Origin of the sequence: Tabrizicola flagellatus (assembly GCF_008271465.1) — a bacterium.
In the GTDB taxonomy this organism is placed as follows: Bacteria; Pseudomonadota; Alphaproteobacteria; order Rhodobacterales; family Rhodobacteraceae; genus Tabrizicola; species Tabrizicola flagellata.
On the sequence record NZ_VMDU01000028.1, the window covers coordinates 1 to 16,812 of the forward strand.

Sequence of the window (16,812 nt, forward strand, 5' to 3'; positions counted from 1 at the left end):
GGAAAACCAGCCTGCATCGTCAGTGATAACGGGACCGAGTTCACCAGCAAGGCGATCCTGAAATGGGCCAACGAGAACGGCGTCGAGTGGCATTACATCGATCCCGGAAAGCCCCAGCAGAACGGCTACATCGAAAGCTTCAACGGCAGCCTGCGCGACGAATGCCTGAACGAGGAGATCTTCGACAGCTTGGCAGACGCACGCCGGAAGCTCGCCCACTGGCGCTACGACTACAACAACGTCAGGCCGCATTCCTCACTGGGCAACCAAACGCCCGCAGAAGCGCGCCGGGCGCTTGAGCAATCTGAGGGCTCTGCGCCCGGCGCACTTGCCCAACCCAAAACCGACCACTATCAACCCCAAGGACTCTCGTTATGAACGAGGGACGACCGGGGGGCAGGTCAATTGGCGTATGGGATGCGTCGATAGCGTTGTGTTCAATTCCACTAGGGCATACCTTCTAATGCACGCAGCTATGGATTCGATTGCCTCCTTAAGTTTCCCCCTCGTTGCGGTGTCTAGCGTGGCTTTGCCTAATCTTACCTCTTCGTCAGTATGAGCAATTCTCCGATTTCTCCAGTCTCGAGCAAACTTTGTGGCAGCATCAGCTTTGTTGATGCGTCCCTCCAATTCGGCATCCGACGAGCCAGACAGCAGAGAAGGCAAGGCCCGAACAGTCACGTTTTTCTTTTATCCAATGGAGACAACCGGGTCGGTAAGCCTACAAACTTGAAGTACTAAGCTTTCAAACATTGACCGCTCCATCCAATAGGCTGTATCTCCGGAAACAGAGTTGAAAAGATCAACTCGCTCCTTGTTTGTACCAAAGAATGCCTCGTAGAACTCGGCATGCATCCTCAAATTGAAAAGGTCACTCTCAAGTGCCTTAACATAACGACCCCGATCTTCGCCAAGCCTGTCAATGTATTCTTGGAGTGCTTCGTCGGCCGTTCTGTTTGTCATTTGTGCCCCCATTCGGACTTGGGGGTAGCATAGCGCTAGTATGGCGGGTGCCAACCCACCTCTACCCACCTCGTCAGATGTGCCCAAAGCAAATCTGACCGCGCCCTCCCTCCCGGCCCTCGCAAGCGTGCTCGGGCATTCGGCGGGAAACGGTCCACTGGACCGTTTCCTTATCCGCCTCATCCCCCCGGGGGCGGGCGCGATATATCGCTCTCTCCCGGCCCTCGCAGGTTTGCTCGGGCGTTCGACGGGAAAACAGTCCACTGGACTGTTTTCTGATCCGTCTCACCCCCGCGTGCCGGTCGCGGTCATTCGCACCCCGGCGTCACGGCGTAGGGTGCGCTACAGCGCACCGTTGTGCCAATCGCCCCCTCCCTACCCTCGGCAGCGGCCTCGGGCGTTCGGGGCGAAAACAGTCCACCGGACCGTTTTCGCCCCGGCAAGCCGGGGCCGCGTCTCACCCCCGCATGCCGGTCGCGGTCAGCCTTGCCCCCGGCGCGCGCAGGAAACCCCGCCCCGGGCCTGACCCGGGGCCTCGGGTGTCACCGGGAGACCCCGGGTCAGGCCCGGGGTGGGGTCTCTCCCCCGGGGCCGCCCGGGCAGGTCGGGCTTCAGACCGCCCCCCAGAAATCATCCTTTCCGCCCGGTAAACGCCCACGACCAACCCATTGCGAACAAACGACAATCCGGAAATGTCCACCGTGGACACTTGCCTGCCCGCGCCCGACCCGCTAGGAAACCCGGGACCCCATTGGCAAAGGCCCGAAGATGCGTCTGTCCCGCTACTTCCTCCCCGTCCTCAAGGAAAACCCCGCCGAGGCGCAGATCGTCAGCCACCGCTACATGCTGCGGGCCGGCATGATCAAGCAGCAGGCCGCCGGCATCTATTCCTGGCTGCCCCTGGGCTACCGGGTCCTGCGCCGGATCGAGGAGATCGTCCACCAGGAACAGATCCGCGCCGGGCACATCCCGCTTCTCATGCCGACGATCCAGCCCGCCGACCTCTGGCGCGAGTCCGGCCGCTACGGCGACTACGGCGAGGAGATGCTGCGGATCACCGACCGCCAGAAGCGCGAGCTTCTCTACGGCCCCACGAACGAGGAGATGATCACCGACATCTTCCGGTCCCATGTGAACAGCTACAAGGACCTGCCGCTGACGCTCTACCACATCCAGTGGAAGTTCCGCGACGAGATGCGGCCGCGCTTCGGCGTGATGCGGGGGCGCGAGTTCCTGATGAAGGACGGCTACAACTTCGACGTGGACAAGGCGTCGGCGCTGCACGCCTACAACCGCCACATGGTCAGCTACCTGCGCACCTACGAACGCATGGGCCTGACCGCGATCCCGATGCGCGCGGCCTCGGGCCCGATCGGCGGCGACAACACGCATGAATTCCTGGTGCTGGCGCAAACGGGCGAGTCCGAGGTCTTCTACGACGACCGCGTGACCCAGCTGAAACTGGGCCAGCGGGACATCGACTACGACGACCGCGCCCAGGTGGCGAAGGTCTGCGAGGAGTTCACCACCCTCTACGCCCGCACCGACGAAACCCATGACGAGGCGATCTTCGCCCAGGTGCCCGAAGCCCACCGCAAGGTCGGGCGCGGGATCGAGGTCGGGCAGATCTTCTATTTTGGCAACAAGTATTCCGCCGCCATGGGGGCCGAGGTGACCACCGCCGAGGGCCACAAGGTCCCGGTCGAGATGGGCAGCCACGGGATCGGCGTCAGCCGCCTCCTGGGCGCGATCATCGAGGCGAGCCATGACGACAAGGGCATCATCTGGCCGGAAGGGGTGACGCCCTTCCCGGTCGGGATCGTGAACCTCAAGCAGGGCGACGGCGCGGCCGATGCGGCCTGCGAAGGGCTTTACAAGGCGCTGGCCGCCAAGGGGCTCGAGGCGCTTTATGACGACCGCGACGAACGCGCCGGCGCCAAGTTTGCCACGATGGACCTGATCGGCCTGCCCTGGCGGATCACCGTCGGGCCGCGAGGCCTGGCGAATGGCGTCGTGGAACTCACCTGCCGTCGCACGGGCGAAAGCGAAGAGGTCTCCCCGGAAGCCGCCGTCGACCGGATCGCGCAGATCTACGCCGGCCGCTGATGGAAAAGGTCGCGGCCGCGCTGTACGGCCTCGACCTGCTGTTCCTGCTGGCGTTCCAGGTGCTGAACCGGGACCAGCGGCCCTTTGCCAAGCCCGTCAGCGAATACGGCCTTGGCCGCACGGCGCGGCTGTTCCGCATCTACCTGATCGCGGGCTGCATCGCGCCGCCGATCCTGGCCTGGCAGGTCCATGTCTCGGGCGAGCCGGACTTTCCTGTCGCCGTCACGGTCTACCTTGCGCTCGTCTCGCTGGGGCGGCTGGGGATCGCGGTCTGGCAGAACGACCCGCACGGCTCCCGCCGCACCCGGCGGGGGAACCTGCACCGGGCCGCGACGCTTCTGGCCTTCGCGGCGGCCTACATGGCGGTGGTCGAGGCGACGCCGCATCTGGTGGCCCTGCACGAGGGCTGGCGGTCGGTGGGCGACGAGATCCTGAAACTGGTCATCAGCGCGGCCTTCCTGGCCGTGGTCCTGACCACCTCGCCCGGCCTTCGCCCGTGGTTCGGGCTGGCGGAGCGGGTGTTCCTGTATGCAACGGCGCTGTGGTTCCTGCTGGCCACGCTGACCCTGCCGCCGCTTTAGGCGTCTCAACGCCCCGGGCCGCGAACGTCGCGCCGATGTTGCGCCGGTGGTCAGTCCATCGTCACGACCAAATTGCCGGGCTTGTGAAAGCTCTCGGCGATGGCATGGGCTTCGGCCAGCCGTTCGAAAGGCAGGACAGGTCCAAGCGCAGGCGTGTAGCCCCCGGCACGATGCAGCGCGACCAGGCGACGCATCGACGGCAGGTCGTCCTTGTTGGAACCGGTGATGATCCGGCGCCCCTCCCGGACCGGCCGCAGGCTCGCCCCCAAGAACTCGGCCAGGCTGGCGGTGATCTGCACATAGCGGCCGCCGGGGGCGAGCAGCGGCCACGCGCCCGCCCTACCAAGCCGGCCCATCACGTCGAGGATCACGTCGAATGGCCCCGGCGGCGGGGCATCGCGGTAATCGGTCACCGCCTCTGCCCCCAGATCGCGGGCCAGAGGATGATTGGCACGCGAGGCCGTCGCACTGACCTCTGCCCCGAGGTGCCGCCCGATCTGCACCGCCGCCCCGCCGACCGCGCCCGTGGCACCGCAGACCAGAAGTCGCTCTCCCGGTGCAAGCTTCGCCCGGTCGATCAGGAACTCGGCTGCGGTCAGCCCGCCGAAGAAGAAGGCCGCGCCGGTCAGGTGGTCCAGCGTCTCGGGCAGGGGCAGGATCCGGCCATCGGCGCGGATCACCAGATAGTCGCGGTGCGCTCCGCCCTTGAAGCCGGTCAGGCCGAAGACCCTCTGCCCCGGCGTGAAACCGGCGACACCGGGGCCAAGGGCCGCAACCTCGCCCGAGAAGGCCCAGCCGGGGGCGACACGCGGGCGGGTCAGGCCGATCGCCAGCCGCAGCATCGGCCCCAGCCCGCGCGGCACGTGCCCAGAGCGCAGACGGGCGTCGCCGGCCGTGACCGGGGCGGCGTGGACGCGGACCAGCACCTCTCCGGCCGCGGGGACCGGAACCGGGGCCTCGCGGATGACGATGGTTTCCGGCCCGCCATAGGCGGTGTAACTGGCGACCCTCATGCCGGCCTCCGCGACAGAGGGCGAGAAGGCCGGCGCAGGATCAGTTCGGCGATGCCGATGGTCATGGCCCAGGCACCGATGAACAGGATGTCGGCGGCGATCCCGTCCGGCGCCCGTCCCGCAAGGACGTAGATCGGGAAGAACACCAGCGCGATGGCCCCCGACCCCATGCCGATCGCATAGGCACGGACGATCCAGGCGCGATGGCGCGGGATGTCACCATCCCGGATCGCCGCCATCGCGCAGGCAAGCGCGGCCAGCAGCGCCAGGCCGAACAGGCCGCGCGCACCTTCGGCCAGCGGCGTCCGCACATGCGCCACCTGCGCCAGTAGCGCCAGGCCCGACAGGCCCAGAACCGCACCGGCGATCACGAAGATCCGGCCAGCCAGCCGGTGCAGCGCCCCGAAGCGGTGGCGCAACGCCCGAACGAATTGCAAGGGTCCGGTGACGCCGAAGGCCACCGCCGTCAGGACATGGGCGAACCAGGCGACCGGGGCGACGGCCAGGCGCGCGCTGTCCTCGGGATAGGTGCCGGTGGGGATCTGGACGACCTCGACCAGCGCGATCAGCACCGGGATGGCGCTGAAGACGGCAAGGCCGAAGGCAAGCGGGATCGGCCGCTGAAACAGGCGGATCATGGCGGTCTCCTGGAAGGATCGGGTCAGTCGTCGTGGAAGGTGAAGACGTCCTCCAGCCCGACCCCGAAGGTGCGGGCGATGCGGAAGGCAAGTTCGAGCGTCGGGAAATACTTGCCGTTCTCGATGGCGAGGATGGTCTGCCGGGTGACACCCACCCGGTCGGCAAGGTCCTTCTGCGTCATTTCCCCGGCGTCGAAGCGCAGGCGGCGGATGCGGTTCTCGATGCGGCCGGCGGGACGGGACATCTCATGCCCCGCGCCGGTAGAGGATCACCTTGGCAGCATCCCTGAAGGCTTCGGACAGAAGGCACAGCGCGAGGACCGTGTTCATCGCCTTGACTGCGGTATCGCCAAGGGCGAGGCCCACGATGATTCCCAGAAGCCCGAAGGACAACAGATACCAGGCCCAGGTCAGCGCGCGGCGGTCGATGTCGCGGTCGCGCTCGTCGCGGCGGTCGTCGGGCTTTTCGCCGGTCAGTATGCCGTGCAGGACGGCGGACAGGATGGCCACCGCGATCGCGATGCCGATCGACCAGCCGATCAGGACCAGAACCGACCGCGCCCAGAGCCTCAGCCCCTCGGGCCCGTCGAAGGCCCCGGCGGCCGTCTGGCCGGACAGCTGCCACAGGAACAGGACGATCACGATCAGGCTGGTGACCAGACCGGACAGGGCTTCGCGCTCGCCATAGGACATCGGGGCCTCCATTCTTGTCGGCTTGGTATGCGAGGGCAGACATGGAGTAAAGATTATTTTACATTGTGTCAGGCTTTCCATACCTGCCGTCACGGATTGACCCCGCCCCGCGCTCTGCCTAGCCTGCGGCGCAGACAAGCGGAGGCGGCATGGCACGGGCACTGGTCACCTGGGGCGGATGGGCGGGGCACGAACCCGAGAAGGTCGGCCCGATGTTTGCCGACTGGCTGCGCGCGGCGGGGATGGAGGTCACGCTCACCGACAGCCTCGCCTGCTTCGACGATGCCGAAGCGGTCAGGGGGTATGACCTGATCGTGCCGGTCTGGACCATGTCGAAGATCGCCAAGGAACAGGCGCTGAACGTCTGCGCCGCCGTTGCGGCGGGGACCGGGATCGCGGGCTGCCACGGCGGGATGTGCGATGCCTTCCGCGAGAATGTGGACTGGCAGTTCCTGACCGGCGCGCAATGGGTAGCGCATCCGGGGAACGACGGGGTGGAGTACGGGGTCCGCATCGTCTCGGACGACCCGCTGGTGGCGGGAGTGGGCGATTTCACGGTGAAGACCGAACAGTATTACCTGCACGTCGATCCGGCGGTGAAGGTGCATGCGGTCTGCGATTTCCCGGTGGTGGACGGGCCGCATGCGGTGAACGGCCCCGTCGCGATGCCGGTCGTCTTCACCAAGGGCTATGGCGCGGGGCGGGTCTATTACAACGCGCTCGGCCACCAGAAGAACGCCATCGATCACGGTCCGGCGGCCGAGCTGATGCGGCGCGGCCTCTTGTGGGCGGCGCGGCGGGGCTGACATTACGTCACATCAGGCGAAGGTGACTTGGCCTTGCGCCTTGTCCCGGTCATGCTTTGGCAACATTTGCCTGCAAGACTGGTGCCATGACCCTGCCCGCCGATCATTACCGCATGACCAAACGCGATCTGTCGCTGGCCGAACTGCTGGCCGACGGCATCGTGCATGCGCTGGCGCTTCTGGCCGGGCTGATCGCCTTTCCGCTCCTCCTGTTCCACGGGCTGCAGAACGCGGGGCCTGGGACGTTTGCGGCACTGACGGTCTATGCGGCCGGCTTCTTCCTGATGTGGGGCTTTTCGCTCGCCTACAACATGACGCCGCCCTCGGCGCTGAAATGGCTGCTGCGACGCTTCGACCATTCGATGATCTACGTCATGATCGCCGGGACCTATACCGCCGTCATCCCGCATCTCGACCCGACCTGGGCCTGGGCTCTGGGCGTCGTGGTCTGGACCGGCGCGGCGCTCGGGATCCTGGTCAAGGTCGTCCTGCCCGGCCGCTACGACCGGCTGTCGATCCTGGCCTACGTCCTTCTGGGCTGGGTGGGGGTGATCGCCGCCGGCCCGGTGATCGCGGCGCTGCCCACCGCCTCGCTCTGGCTGCTGGTGGCGGGCGGGGTGACTTGTGTGTCAGGCGTGGCCTTCTATGTCTGGGAACGGCTGCGCTTCCAGAACGCGATCTGGCACCTCTTCGTCGCCGTGGCCGCCGCGCTGCATTTCGCCGCCATCGCCGTCGCCGTCGCCTGAAGGCGGACCGCCCGCGCGGGGTTGACATCCCCCGGCCCTCGGGATGCTCTGGCCCGCGATGCGCCCCCACGACAACCGCGCCTGGTTCCTGATCGCCCCGGCCTGCCTGCTTCTGGCGCTGGTCGGAGGGCTGCCCTTGCTCGCGGTCGTCAACTACGGCTTCCACGACATCTTCACCCTGTCGGACGTGCACTGGGTGGGGGTGCAATGGTTCGCCGACATCCTGGGATCGGACCGCTTCCTCGCCTCGCTGGGGCGGAGCCTCCTGTTCTCCGCCCTCGCGCTGGCGATCCAGGTGCCGCTGGGGATCGCGGTGGCGCTGCTGCTCATGGGCTGCGGGCGGCACGCGGTCTGGGGGCTGATGCTGGTCGCGCTGCCGCTGGTCGTGCCCTGGAACATGATCCCCATGCTCTGGCTCGGGCTGGTGCAGCCGCAGACCGGGCTGATCGGGCCGGGGCTCGCAGCGCTGGGCTTCGACTGGAAGTTCACCGGCTGGCACAGCTGGGCGCTGATCCTGACGATGGACACCTGGCACTGGCTGGGCCTGGTCGTGGTCCTGGCCTATGCCGGTCTTTCCGCCATCCCGCCCGCCTTCCGCCAGGCCGCGGCCATCGACGGCGCCTCGCGCTGGTCGGTGTTCCGGCACATCGAACTGCCGCGGCTCGGCGGGGCGCTGGCCATCGTGTTCCTCCTGCGCTTCGTGGACAGCTTCATGATCTACACCGAGGCCTTCGCGATCAACGCCGGCGGCCCGCAGGACGCGACCCGGTTCCTCTCGATCGAGCTCGGCGAGGAAATCAAGGGCTTCTCCTACGGCCAGGCCGCCGCGCGCGCGACGCTCTACTTCCTGATCGTGCTGGCCGTGGTCTGGGCCTTCGTCGCCGCCACCCGCAGGCGCGAGGCATGATGCGCGCGCTCGCCCTTCTGGCCCTTGCCGGCTTCATCCTCCTGCCCCTCGCCCAGGCGGTGATCCTGAGCCTGACCGCCACCCTGCCGACCGGGACGGTGGCCGAGGGCAGCCTGGGCCTGACGAACTATCGCAACGTGCTGGCCACGCCGGAGCTCCGCGCGGCGATGGTCAATTCCTTCGTCTATGTCGTGCTGAACGTGGCGCTCTGCCTTGCCATCGCCCTGCCCGCGGCCTATGCGCTCGCCCGCTTCCGCTTCACGGGCGACCGGCATTTCCTCATGGCGATCCTCGTCTTCCGCGTCACCCCGCCGGTGGTGCTGTCGCTGCCGATCTTCATCCTGTTCAGCCGCTTCGGCCTGGTGAACACTCCCGTCGGCATCGCGCTGGTGCATTGCCTCTTCAACCTGCCCGTCGCCATCTGGATCCTGGAAAGCTTCATCCGCGCCGTCCCGCGCGAATTCGACGAGACAGCCTGGCTCGACGGCCATTCCGGCCCTTCCTTCTTCTTCCGCCACCTGATCCCGCAGATCGCGCCGGGCATCGGCGTCGCGGCCTTCTTCTGCTTCATCTTCTCCTGGGTCGAGGTGGTCTTCGCCCGCATCCTGACAGTCACGGGGGGCAAGCCGATCACCATGGCGATCCAGGCGATGTTCGGCTTCCAGACTGACATCGGCAAGGTGATGGCGATGACCTGCCTGTCGCTGGTGCCGGGGGTCGCGATGATCTGGTTCGTCCGCCGTCACCTCGCGCGCGGCTTCACTCTGCGGGCATGACCCGGAATTCTGCGGCGATGAATTTCGGGTTATGCCGCCTTCAGCCCGCCGCTGAGCAGGTCCTCGACGAAAAAGGCTGCAAACTGCGCGCGGCCCGAGACGCCGGCCTTGGAATAGATCCGCGTCAGTTGCGCCCGCACCGTGCCCTGCGCCGCGCCGCGCAGCTCGGCGATCTCGGCCACGTCAAGCCCCTTCAGCGCCAGAAGGCCGACATCGCGTTCGGCCGGCGTCAGCGCCCAGGCGTCGAACTGGCCCTCGATCACTTCTGACAGGGCCCCGCGCGCCACGGCCAGCGCCTGCTCCTGCGAGCGCAGAAGCTCGATCGTCCGGCGCAGCGCGAAAGTGCCGAGGATCACACCCAGCACCAGCGCGGCGGTGACGATGGCCTCGAAGACGAAATGCGCCGAGGCTGGGTCTTCCCGCAGATCGGCGATCACGTCGCCGACGTAGAACACCGTGCCGAGCGTCTGGATCACCAGGAAGATCGAGAGCGCCACGATCTGGCGGCGCCCCGAGACCAGGATGTCCGGGCCGATGCTCATCGCTGCCGCTTGCCGATCAGCATCGCGGCCACAAGGTTCCGCCGCATTGCGCGGCTTTCCAGGGCCACCCCCGCGACATGCAGGGCCGCCAGGATCAGCAACAGGTTCGCTGCCACGTCGTGTACCTCCTTGGCTGCCTTTCCGAGGGATTCGTCCTCGTCGGACGCGCCTTCCCCGTCACGGATCAAAGCAGACCAGTCGCCGGATGCAACCGCCGCCTTGTCCGCGGCGACCTGCATCGGTGTCGCACCGCCGGTCATGATCAGCCCGGTGGCCGTGACGACTGCCAGGGTGGCCCAGAAGGCATAGGCCATCAGGGCCCCGGCCGGGTTGTGCGAGGGGTAGTGCCGCACCCGGCCTGTCGCCAGCTGGCGCAGATGGCGCAGAGCCGCCAGCGGGTTCGGCGGAAAGGCCGAGAACCGGGCCTCGACCGGACCGAGCACCCCCCAGACCATGCGCAGGAACAGAAGCGCCATGACGATCCAGCCGATGGTGACGTGCAACACGCTTCCGCCTTCATCGAGCAGCGCGTTCAGCAGCACGGAAGCGGCAATGCCCCAATGCGTGACGCGCACGACGGGATCCCACAGCGTGGGCGGGGTCTCGGCGGCCGTTCCGGCTTGGATCCGGGGGGAGGCCATGTCAGTCCTTTTCCTTGATCTCGGTGACCTTGCCCGACGCCGGGTCGATATAGACCTCCATCAGCTTGCCGGTGGCGGCGTCCGTGCACTGGGCTTCGACCTTGCCACCCTCGGCCTCGAAGCTTTTCACCGGGCAGCCGGCCTTTTCCAGGGCCGCCTTGGCGGTTTCGGCATCCGTGCCGATCATGTCGCCGACGGCAGGCATAGCCAGCGCGGCAACCGGTGCGGCCAGCGGCAGGGTTGCCAGAGCGATCATCGAGAGGAACCTGTTCTTCATCGTCTTGCCTTTCGGTTGGGCCTGCCCGCTTCGGCAGGCCGGACCCGGGACACCGCGTCCCGGATGCCGCTTCCTGACCCGGATGGCACGGCGCGGCCATCCCGGGGCCGCTTACCCCGTGTGTCCTAAGCGCGGGCTGACAGCGGCTTTCCGCCGGCCCTCCCCTTGCGCGCCTGCCCGCCACCGGCGATATGAGGGGACACGCCAGAAGGACCGCCCGCATGGCATTGGCCACGAAAGACCAGATCCGTTACTGGGGAATCGCCGCGGCGGTGTTCCTGGTGCTGCTCTGGCTTCTCGGCAACGTGCTCCTGCCCTTCATCGTCGGCGGGGCCATTGCCTATTTCCTCGATCCCGTCGCCGACCGGCTGGAGCGGATGGGTCTCAGCCGGGTCGCCGCGACCTCGGTCATCTCGCTTATTGCGCTCCTGCTGGTCGTGCTCATGGTCCTGGCCGTGATCCCGACGCTGGTGAACCAGCTGAAGGCCCTGGTCAACGCCGCGCCCGACATCAGCCGCCAGTTGCAGGACTTCCTGCTGCAACGGTTCCCCGACCTGGCCGATTCCACCTCGACCATCCGGCAGACCCTGGCCGAGATCGGCCTCGCCATCCAGGCCCGGGGGGCCGAGTTGGCGCAGGGCATCCTGTCCTCGGCGCTGGGGGTGATCTCGGTCGTCCTGTTCATCGTCGTGGTGCCGGTGGTGGCCTTCTACCTGCTGCTCGACTGGGACGAGATGGTGGCGCGCATCGACTCCATGCTGCCGCTGGACCACGCGCCCACGATCCGCCGCCTCGCGCGCGAGATCGACGCGGTGCTGGCGGGCTTTGTGCGCGGCCAGGTCTCGGTCTGCATCACGCTGGGCACCTTCTACGCGGTCGCGCTGATGGCGGCCGGCCTGCAATTCGGCGTCATCGTCGGCGCGATTGCCGGGGCGATCACCTTCATTCCCTATGTCGGCTCGATCGTCGGCGGGGTGCTGGCCATCGGGCTCGCGCTGTTCCAGTTCTGGGGCGACTGGGTGCAGATCGGCCTGATCGCCGCGATCTTCGCCATCGGCCAGTTCGTCGAGGGCAACATCCTGACCCCGCGGCTCGTGGGAAAGTCGGTCGGGCTGCACCCGGTCTGGCTGCTGTTCGCGCTGTCGGCCTTCGGCACCATCTTCGGCTTCGTCGGCATGCTGGTCGCGGTGCCGGTCGCCGCCTCGATCGGGGTGCTGACGCGCTTTGCGATCGAGCAGTACCGGGCGAGCCTTCTCTATCAGGGCCGGGCCGGGCTCGAGGCACAAGGCCCCAGCTTCACCGCCGCGGCCGAGGCTCCGAAGCCCCGCCGCAAGCAGAAGGCGGGAGCAGCCGCTGCGGATGCCGCGCGCCCCGACGCCGTCGGACCGGGCCCTGGCGCGTGATGCGCCAACTGGCCTTCGACCTGCCGGCGGCCGAGGCGATGACCCTCGATGCGTTCTTCGTCGCGCCGTCGAACGCGCTTGCCCTGCAGATCGTGGAGCACTGGCAGGACTGGCCGGGCCGCAAGCTGCTGATCCTCGGCCCCGAGGGGTCGGGAAAGACTCATCTCGCCCACATCTGGGCCGCGCTCGCCGGGGCCGAGATCCTGGCGGCCGAGGCGCTGGCGGACATCGACCTTGCCGCCCTGTCCGGCCGCCCGGTGGTGGTCGAGGACGCCGACCGCGTCGGCCCGGCCGAGGCCCGCCTCTTCCACCTGCACAACCTGGCCACCTCGGGCGCGGCCCTGCTCATGACCGCGCGCACGCCGCCGCGCGACTGGGGCCTCGGCCTGCCCGATCTCGTCAGCCGGATGCAGGCCACCCAGATTGCCCGGCTGGAGGCCCCCGACGATGCGCTGCTGTCCGCCGTGCTGGTCAAGCTGTTCGCCGACCGGCAGGTCACGGTGCCTGCCAACCTGATTTCCTATATGGTCAGCCGGATGCCCCGGTCGATCGGCGCCGCGCGGGCGCTGGTGGCCGCGCTCGACGCCCGTGCCCTGGCCGAGGGTCGGCCGATCACCCGCGCGCTGGCCGCTGGCTTTCTGGACAGGGCCGAGCAGGAGTGAAAGACTGTCACGATAGCTTCACGAACCGCACGGCATATGCCCGTCATGACCCAGGCCGATTTTCTCCACTCCCCCTTCCCCAATCCCGTCGAGCTTCCCTTCGCGGAAACCGCCGGCCCGGGCCGCTTCTTCAACCGCGAACTGTCCTGGCTGGCCTTCAACTGGCGCGTCCTGGAAGAGGCCGCTAACCCGGCGGTGCCGCTTCTGGAACGGCTGCGCTTCCTGTCGATCTCGGCCACCAACCTGGACGAGTTCTACACCGTGCGCGTCGCCGGCCTGCGCGCACTGGTGCGCAACGGCAATGCCACCCTGTCCGAGGATGGCCGCAGCCCGGCCGAACAGCTGCACCTGATCAATGCCGACGCGCGGCGGCTGATGCAGACCCAGCAGACCACATTCAACCGTCTGCGCAAGGAGATGGAGGCCGAGGGCATCAGCATCGTGCCGCGCTCCAGGCTGAACGCGCGCGACCTGAAGCATCTCGAGTCGCACTTCCTGTCGAACGTCTTTCCGGTCCTGTCGCCGCTGGCCATCGACCCCGCACACCCTTTCCCCTTCATCCCGAACACGGGTTTCAGCCTGGCGCTGGAACTGGAACGGGTGACGGACCGCCGCCAGCTCAAGGCACTCCTGCCCATCCCGCAGCAGATCGCCCGCTTCGTCCCCCTTCCGGGCAAGGACGGCGAACACCGCTTCCTTCCGCTGGAAGAGCTTTTGCTCCTGCACCTCGACATGCTGTTCCCCGGCTACACCGACCGGGGCCATTGCACCTTCCGCGTGCTGCGCGACAGCGACCTCGAGGTCGAGGACGAGGCCGAGGACCTGGTGCGCGAATTCGAGACCGCGCTGAAGCGCCGCCGCCGGGGCGAGGTCATCCGGTTGAAGCTGTCCGCCGGCGCGCCGGAAGACCTGCGCGCGCTGATCATGGAGGAACTGGCTGTCACCGAGGACGAGGTGGTCGAGGTCAAGGGCCTCCTCGGCGTCGCGGACCTGAAGGAACTGATCCTGCCCAGCCGCAAGGACCTGATGTGGCCCCCCTTCACCCCGCGCGTGCCGGAACGGGTGACGGATCACGACGGCGACATGTTCGCCGCGATCCGGCAGAAGGACATGCTGCTGCATCACCCCTACGAGACCTTCGACATGGTCATCCGCTTCCTGGAACAGGCGGCGCGCGACCCGAACGTGCTTGCGATCAAGCAGACGCTCTACCGCACCTCCTGGGACAGCCCGATCGTCTCGGCGCTCTGCGAGGCGGCGGAGTCGGGCAAGTCGGTCACCGCGCTGGTGGAACTGAAGGCCCGGTTCGACGAGGCCGCGAACATCCGGCAGTCGCGCCGGCTGGAACGCGCGGGCGCCCATGTCGTCTATGGCTTCGTCAACTACAAGACCCATGCCAAGATCTCGACCGTGGTGCGTCGCGAGGGCGACCACCTGGTCACCTATACCCATTACGGCACCGGCAACTACCACCCGATCACCGCGCGGATCTACACCGACCTGTCCTTCTTCACCTGCGATCCGGCGCTCGGCCGCGACGCGACCAAGGTGTTCAACTACCTCTCGGGCTATGTGCAGCCGCAGGGGCTGGAGAACCTGGCCATCTCGCCCATCACGCTGAAGCCGCGGCTCCTGGAGCTGATCGCGGCCGAGGCCGACCACGCCCGCGCCGGCCGCCCGGCCGAGATCTGGGCCAAGATGAACAGCCTGATCGAACCCGACGTGATCGACGCGCTCTATGCCGCCAGCCAGGCGGGGGTGAAGATCAGCCTGGTGATCCGTGGCATCTGCGGGCTGCGGCCGGGGATCAAGGGCCTGTCGGAAAACATCCGCGTCAAGTCGATCGTCGGGCGCTTCCTCGAACATTCCCGCATCGTCTGCTTCGGCAGCGGCCATGGCCTGCCGGCCAGGAAGGCGCGGGTGTTCTTCTCCTCGGCCGACTGGATGGGCCGCAACCTCACCCGCCGCGTGGAAACCCTGGTCGAGGCGCTGAACCCCACGGTGAAAAGCCAGATCCTGTCGCAGATCATGGCCGCCAACCTGCAGGACGAGGCGCAAAGCTGGATCCTCGCGCCGGACGGCACCTATTCCCGCGACCTGGGCGGCGAAGGGGCAAAACTGTTCAGCTGCCACCAGTTCTTCATGGAAAACCCCTCGCTTTCGGGACGCGGCACGGCGGGCGCCAAGGATGCGCCCCGGCTGATCCCGGTCAAGGATGACGATCCCGGCAGCGCCGTTGCGGACGCTGCACAATAGCGCCAAGTTCCTTCGAAGGAATTTGCAGATCTCTTCGAAGAGATCTGGCCCCGCTCAGACTCCCGCGCCGGGGTCGCGCATCGCTTGCAGCCGCCCGGCCGCCACACGGGCGAAGGTGCGCAGCACCAGCTTGCGCCGCGCGCCCGCCAGCGGCATTTCGGGCGCCATCCGCACCACTTCGGCGTCATAGGCATCGGCCAGGATCAGGCCGGTGCCCGCGGGCAGAAGCTCCACCGGGAAATCGGCGTCCACCGCCCAGAAGAACCGGTCGCACCAGTCGAGATAGCCCTGCCACTTGCGGTCGGCGCGGAAATCGGCCCGGCCCGACTTGCATTCCACCACCCAGACCTCGCCCTTCGGCCCCAGCGCCATCACATCGACGCGCAGGCCGGGGGCGGGGATCAGTTCCTCGACGCAGACGAAATCCAGCGCGCGCAGGCCACGGCAGACGCCCCTTTGCAGGCGCTGGCCCGGAAGGGCGGGCAGGATCTCAGGAATATCGACCGGCATGTCCATGAGCCAATCATGAACCAAAGGTGAACATCTGTCCAGCCGCCGGTCACCGCAAGAATTTTCGCCGAAAATTCTTGGGCCCGCCCTTGGCTTGCGGCACCGGCGCGCGCGCCCTATGTTCCGGGATGGCGGGTTCTGCTCCTCGCGTGCGGGGCCAATTTTCCAGTGGCCGATAAGCAAGCGAACGGGGGCTGGCTCTGCCTGGATCCTGGTCCAGGTATCTGGCGCCCACCTGAGACCTCTGGCTCTCGGGAAAACCCCGGTCCTCACGGTTGCTGCGGGCCCGCCACCCGCACAGGGAAACGGGGCAGGTCGCCCTGCCCCGTCCCCGCCGCGATCAGGCGAGGGAAATCAGAACCCGATCACCAGCGAGACCCCCAGACGGTTGTCGGTCTTGATGCCGCGGGCATCGTTGTAGTCGGTCAGATAGCTGACCCGGGTGGACAGCGTGTCCGACATCTTGAAGTTCACGCCGAAGTCGTTGTTGGCCCGCAGCGCGCTGTCCGAGGACAGGATGTCGGTGTCGTTGGTCAGGAAGACCGCGTCCGAGATCTGGTAGTAGAACCTCGAGGCGGCCAGGTAGCCGGTCTCGGTCTCGGAATTGCCAAGCCCGTCCTTCAGGTAGCTCACACCGATACCGGCCTGCACACGCCAGGCCATGTCGGGGGTGTTCACCACCCGGTAGCCCGGACCGAAGCCGATGAAACCGTCGCGGGCCACGTCGTCGGCGGTCGAGGCGAGGCCATCGCGCTGCACGCGGCCCAGACCGAACAGGTAGAAGCGGTCGTTCAGATAGTAGTTCGCGTCATAGACCGCGAAGAGGTCCTCCTTGGTCTTGACCCCGGCGTCCTCGGCAAAGTCGGCGGCGACGCCGAAGGTCTGCACCCAGTTGCCTTCGGCATAGCGCAGGCGGGCGCCCAGGTTGAACTCCTGGCTTTCGGTGTTGCCGGTGCGGGCGACATAGCCCAGCGAGGCGCTGCCGCTGAAGCCGGGCTTGTATTCGGGGAAGCTGAAGCGCGCCGCGTCGTTCGACCGCGCCATGTCCTCGGCCACGTCCTCTTCGATGTCGGTGATGCGGTCGTCCAGGTCCTGGATGCCGGTGATGTCCTGCGCCAGGGCCGGCATGACGGCCAGCATGGCCAGGGCGGGGACGGTCAGGAACAGATGCTTTTTCATCGTCAAACCTCATTCTCTGCAAGCGGGACCGGGATGGCCGCGCTTCGGTGAAGCAGAGTGACCTGCCCCCCGGAAGTTCCCTCGCTGTGATGTAGAGTCTGCCCAACCTGAGA

19 protein-coding genes and 1 pseudogene are annotated in these 16,812 nt (G+C 67.2%); 10 read left to right on the top strand and 10 right to left on the bottom strand.

Annotated elements, in window-relative coordinates; all coding sequences use genetic code 11:
• Positions 1-378 (top strand): integrase core domain-containing protein (locus tag FL625_RS17685; protein ID WP_149586580.1); only part of this gene is annotated, 378 nt, incomplete at its 5' end.
• Here FL625_RS17685 and FL625_RS18630 read toward each other — a convergent pair.
• Positions 373-1,146: pseudogene (locus FL625_RS18630) on the bottom strand (AbiU2 domain-containing protein). The gene FL625_RS17685 and the pseudogene FL625_RS18630 overlap by 6 nt on opposite strands.
• A gap of 585 nt (positions 1,147-1,731) precedes the next feature.
• Here FL625_RS18630 and proS point away from each other — a divergent pair.
• Positions 1,732-3,069 carry a proline--tRNA ligase gene (proS, locus tag FL625_RS17690; RefSeq protein WP_149589994.1) on the top strand — a complete coding sequence of 446 codons (1,338 nt, stop codon included), beginning with the start codon at positions 1,732-1,734 and terminating at the stop codon, positions 3,067-3,069.
• Positions 3,069-3,650 (top strand): DUF998 domain-containing protein, encoded by a 582-nt coding sequence (locus tag FL625_RS17695; RefSeq protein ID WP_149589995.1) that lies wholly within the window; start codon positions 3,069-3,071, stop codon positions 3,648-3,650. Before proS ends, FL625_RS17695 begins: the two co-directional genes overlap by 1 nt.
• Before the next feature lie 50 nt (positions 3,651-3,700).
• Here the strand turns inward: FL625_RS17695 and FL625_RS17700 are convergent, their stop codons facing one another.
• Genes FL625_RS17700 through FL625_RS17715 form a run of 4 tightly spaced genes read right to left on the bottom strand, consistent with a single transcriptional unit; the run spans position 3,701 to position 5,994 of the window.
• Positions 3,701-4,663, bottom strand: a complete 963-nt coding sequence (locus FL625_RS17700; protein WP_149589996.1) for an NADP-dependent oxidoreductase — start codon at positions 4,661-4,663, stop codon at positions 3,701-3,703.
• On the bottom strand, positions 4,660-5,301 hold the full coding sequence (locus FL625_RS17705; protein ID WP_149589997.1) for a DUF2306 domain-containing protein: 642 nt from the start codon (positions 5,299-5,301) through the stop codon (positions 4,660-4,662). Before FL625_RS17705 ends, FL625_RS17700 begins: the two co-directional genes overlap by 4 nt.
• Positions 5,302-5,324: 23 nt before the next feature.
• Positions 5,325-5,546 carry a helix-turn-helix transcriptional regulator gene (locus tag FL625_RS17710; RefSeq protein ID WP_149589998.1) on the bottom strand — a complete coding sequence of 74 codons (222 nt, stop codon included), beginning with the start codon at positions 5,544-5,546 and terminating at the stop codon, positions 5,325-5,327.
• A 1-nt stretch (position 5,547) separates the two neighbouring features.
• A complete protein-coding gene (locus FL625_RS17715; protein ID WP_149589999.1) occupies positions 5,548-5,994 on the bottom strand; it encodes a hypothetical protein in 447 nt (148 codons plus the stop codon).
• A 149-nt stretch (positions 5,995-6,143) separates the two neighbouring features.
• Here FL625_RS17715 and FL625_RS17720 point away from each other — a divergent pair, with 149 nt between their 5' ends.
• From FL625_RS17720 to FL625_RS17735, 4 genes are all read left to right on the top strand, one after another.
• Positions 6,144-6,800 carry a ThuA domain-containing protein gene (locus FL625_RS17720; RefSeq protein ID WP_149590000.1) on the top strand — a complete coding sequence of 219 codons (657 nt, stop codon included), beginning with the start codon at positions 6,144-6,146 and terminating at the stop codon, positions 6,798-6,800.
• 86 nt (positions 6,801-6,886) lie between these two features.
• Positions 6,887-7,546 (top strand): PAQR family membrane homeostasis protein TrhA, encoded by a 660-nt coding sequence (trhA, locus tag FL625_RS17725; protein ID WP_200833986.1) that lies wholly within the window; start codon positions 6,887-6,889, stop codon positions 7,544-7,546.
• Positions 7,547-7,604: 58 nt separating this feature from the next.
• A complete protein-coding gene (locus FL625_RS17730; protein ID WP_149590001.1) occupies positions 7,605-8,453 on the top strand; it encodes a carbohydrate ABC transporter permease in 849 nt (282 codons plus the stop codon).
• Positions 8,450-9,229: a carbohydrate ABC transporter permease gene (locus FL625_RS17735; RefSeq protein WP_149590002.1), complete on the top strand. Its 780-nt coding sequence runs from the start codon at positions 8,450-8,452 to the stop codon at positions 9,227-9,229. The genes FL625_RS17730 and FL625_RS17735 overlap by 4 nt, the downstream gene beginning before the upstream one ends.
• A gap of 29 nt (positions 9,230-9,258) precedes the next feature.
• On the opposite strand, the gene FL625_RS17740 is transcribed toward FL625_RS17735, so the two are convergent.
• From FL625_RS17740 to FL625_RS17750, 3 genes are read right to left on the bottom strand one after another with little or no spacing between them, the layout of a single operon-like run.
• Positions 9,259-9,771 carry a helix-turn-helix transcriptional regulator gene (locus FL625_RS17740; protein WP_149590003.1) on the bottom strand — a complete coding sequence of 171 codons (513 nt, stop codon included), beginning with the start codon at positions 9,769-9,771 and terminating at the stop codon, positions 9,259-9,261.
• Positions 9,768-10,412, bottom strand: a complete 645-nt coding sequence (locus FL625_RS17745; RefSeq protein ID WP_149590004.1) for a cytochrome b/b6 domain-containing protein — start codon at positions 10,410-10,412, stop codon at positions 9,768-9,770. Before FL625_RS17745 ends, FL625_RS17740 begins: the two co-directional genes overlap by 4 nt.
• A gap of 1 nt (position 10,413) precedes the next feature.
• Complete coding sequence (locus FL625_RS17750) at positions 10,414-10,689, bottom strand: PepSY domain-containing protein (protein WP_149590005.1); 276 nt, start codon at positions 10,687-10,689, stop codon at positions 10,414-10,416.
• 221 nt (positions 10,690-10,910) lie between these two features.
• Between FL625_RS17750 and FL625_RS17755 the strand changes: the two genes are divergently transcribed.
• From FL625_RS17755 to FL625_RS17765, 3 genes are read left to right on the top strand one after another with little or no spacing between them, the layout of a single operon-like run.
• Positions 10,911-12,092: an AI-2E family transporter gene (locus tag FL625_RS17755; protein WP_149590006.1), complete on the top strand. Its 1,182-nt coding sequence runs from the start codon at positions 10,911-10,913 to the stop codon at positions 12,090-12,092.
• Positions 12,089-12,754, top strand: coding sequence for a P-loop NTPase family protein (locus tag FL625_RS17760; protein WP_149590007.1), 666 nt, complete (start codon positions 12,089-12,091; stop codon positions 12,752-12,754). Before FL625_RS17755 ends, FL625_RS17760 begins: the two co-directional genes overlap by 4 nt.
• 45 nt (positions 12,755-12,799) lie before the next feature.
• Positions 12,800-15,010 (top strand): RNA degradosome polyphosphate kinase, encoded by a 2,211-nt coding sequence (locus FL625_RS17765; RefSeq protein WP_149590011.1) that lies wholly within the window; start codon positions 12,800-12,802, stop codon positions 15,008-15,010.
• Positions 15,011-15,064: 54 nt separating this feature from the next.
• On the opposite strand, the gene FL625_RS17770 is transcribed toward FL625_RS17765, so the two are convergent.
• Together FL625_RS17770 and FL625_RS17775 are read right to left on the bottom strand one after the other, a co-directional pair.
• A complete protein-coding gene (locus FL625_RS17770) occupies positions 15,065-15,520 on the bottom strand; it encodes an MmcB family DNA repair protein (RefSeq protein ID WP_435532714.1) in 456 nt (151 codons plus the stop codon).
• Positions 15,521-15,874: 354 nt separating this feature from the next.
• Positions 15,875-16,699, bottom strand: a complete 825-nt coding sequence (locus tag FL625_RS17775) for a DUF481 domain-containing protein (protein ID WP_149590009.1) — start codon at positions 16,697-16,699, stop codon at positions 15,875-15,877.
• Positions 16,700-16,812 lie beyond the last annotated feature (113 nt).

Bases quoted from the DNA above. Each gene is read 5' to 3' on its own strand.
- proS (WP_149589994.1), top strand. From the start codon at position 1,732: ATGCGTCTGTCCCGCTACTTCCTCCCCGTCCTCAAGGAAAACCCCGCC.
- FL625_RS17695 (WP_149589995.1), top strand. From the start codon at position 3,069: ATGGAAAAGGTCGCGGCCGCGCTGTACGGCCTCGACCTGCTGTTCCTG.
- FL625_RS17700 (WP_149589996.1), bottom strand. From the start codon at position 4,663: ATGAGGGTCGCCAGTTACACCGCCTATGGCGGGCCGGAAACCATCGTC.
- FL625_RS17705 (WP_149589997.1), bottom strand. From the start codon at position 5,301: ATGATCCGCCTGTTTCAGCGGCCGATCCCGCTTGCCTTCGGCCTTGCC.
- FL625_RS17710 (WP_149589998.1), bottom strand. From the start codon at position 5,546: ATGTCCCGTCCCGCCGGCCGCATCGAGAACCGCATCCGCCGCCTGCGC.
- FL625_RS17715 (WP_149589999.1), bottom strand. From the start codon at position 5,994: ATGTCCTATGGCGAGCGCGAAGCCCTGTCCGGTCTGGTCACCAGCCTG.
- FL625_RS17720 (WP_149590000.1), top strand. From the start codon at position 6,144: ATGGCACGGGCACTGGTCACCTGGGGCGGATGGGCGGGGCACGAACCC.
- trhA (WP_200833986.1), top strand. From the start codon at position 6,887: ATGACCCTGCCCGCCGATCATTACCGCATGACCAAACGCGATCTGTCG.
- FL625_RS17730 (WP_149590001.1), top strand. From the start codon at position 7,605: ATGCGCCCCCACGACAACCGCGCCTGGTTCCTGATCGCCCCGGCCTGC.
- FL625_RS17735 (WP_149590002.1), top strand. From the start codon at position 8,450: ATGATGCGCGCGCTCGCCCTTCTGGCCCTTGCCGGCTTCATCCTCCTG.
- FL625_RS17740 (WP_149590003.1), bottom strand. From the start codon at position 9,771: ATGAGCATCGGCCCGGACATCCTGGTCTCGGGGCGCCGCCAGATCGTG.
- FL625_RS17745 (WP_149590004.1), bottom strand. From the start codon at position 10,412: ATGGCCTCCCCCCGGATCCAAGCCGGAACGGCCGCCGAGACCCCGCCC.
- FL625_RS17750 (WP_149590005.1), bottom strand. From the start codon at position 10,689: ATGAAGAACAGGTTCCTCTCGATGATCGCTCTGGCAACCCTGCCGCTG.
- FL625_RS17755 (WP_149590006.1), top strand. From the start codon at position 10,911: ATGGCATTGGCCACGAAAGACCAGATCCGTTACTGGGGAATCGCCGCG.
- FL625_RS17765 (WP_149590011.1), top strand. From the start codon at position 12,800: ATGACCCAGGCCGATTTTCTCCACTCCCCCTTCCCCAATCCCGTCGAG.
- FL625_RS17770 (WP_435532714.1), bottom strand. From the start codon at position 15,520: ATGCCGGTCGATATTCCTGAGATCCTGCCCGCCCTTCCGGGCCAGCGC.
- FL625_RS17775 (WP_149590009.1), bottom strand. From the start codon at position 16,699: ATGAAAAAGCATCTGTTCCTGACCGTCCCCGCCCTGGCCATGCTGGCC.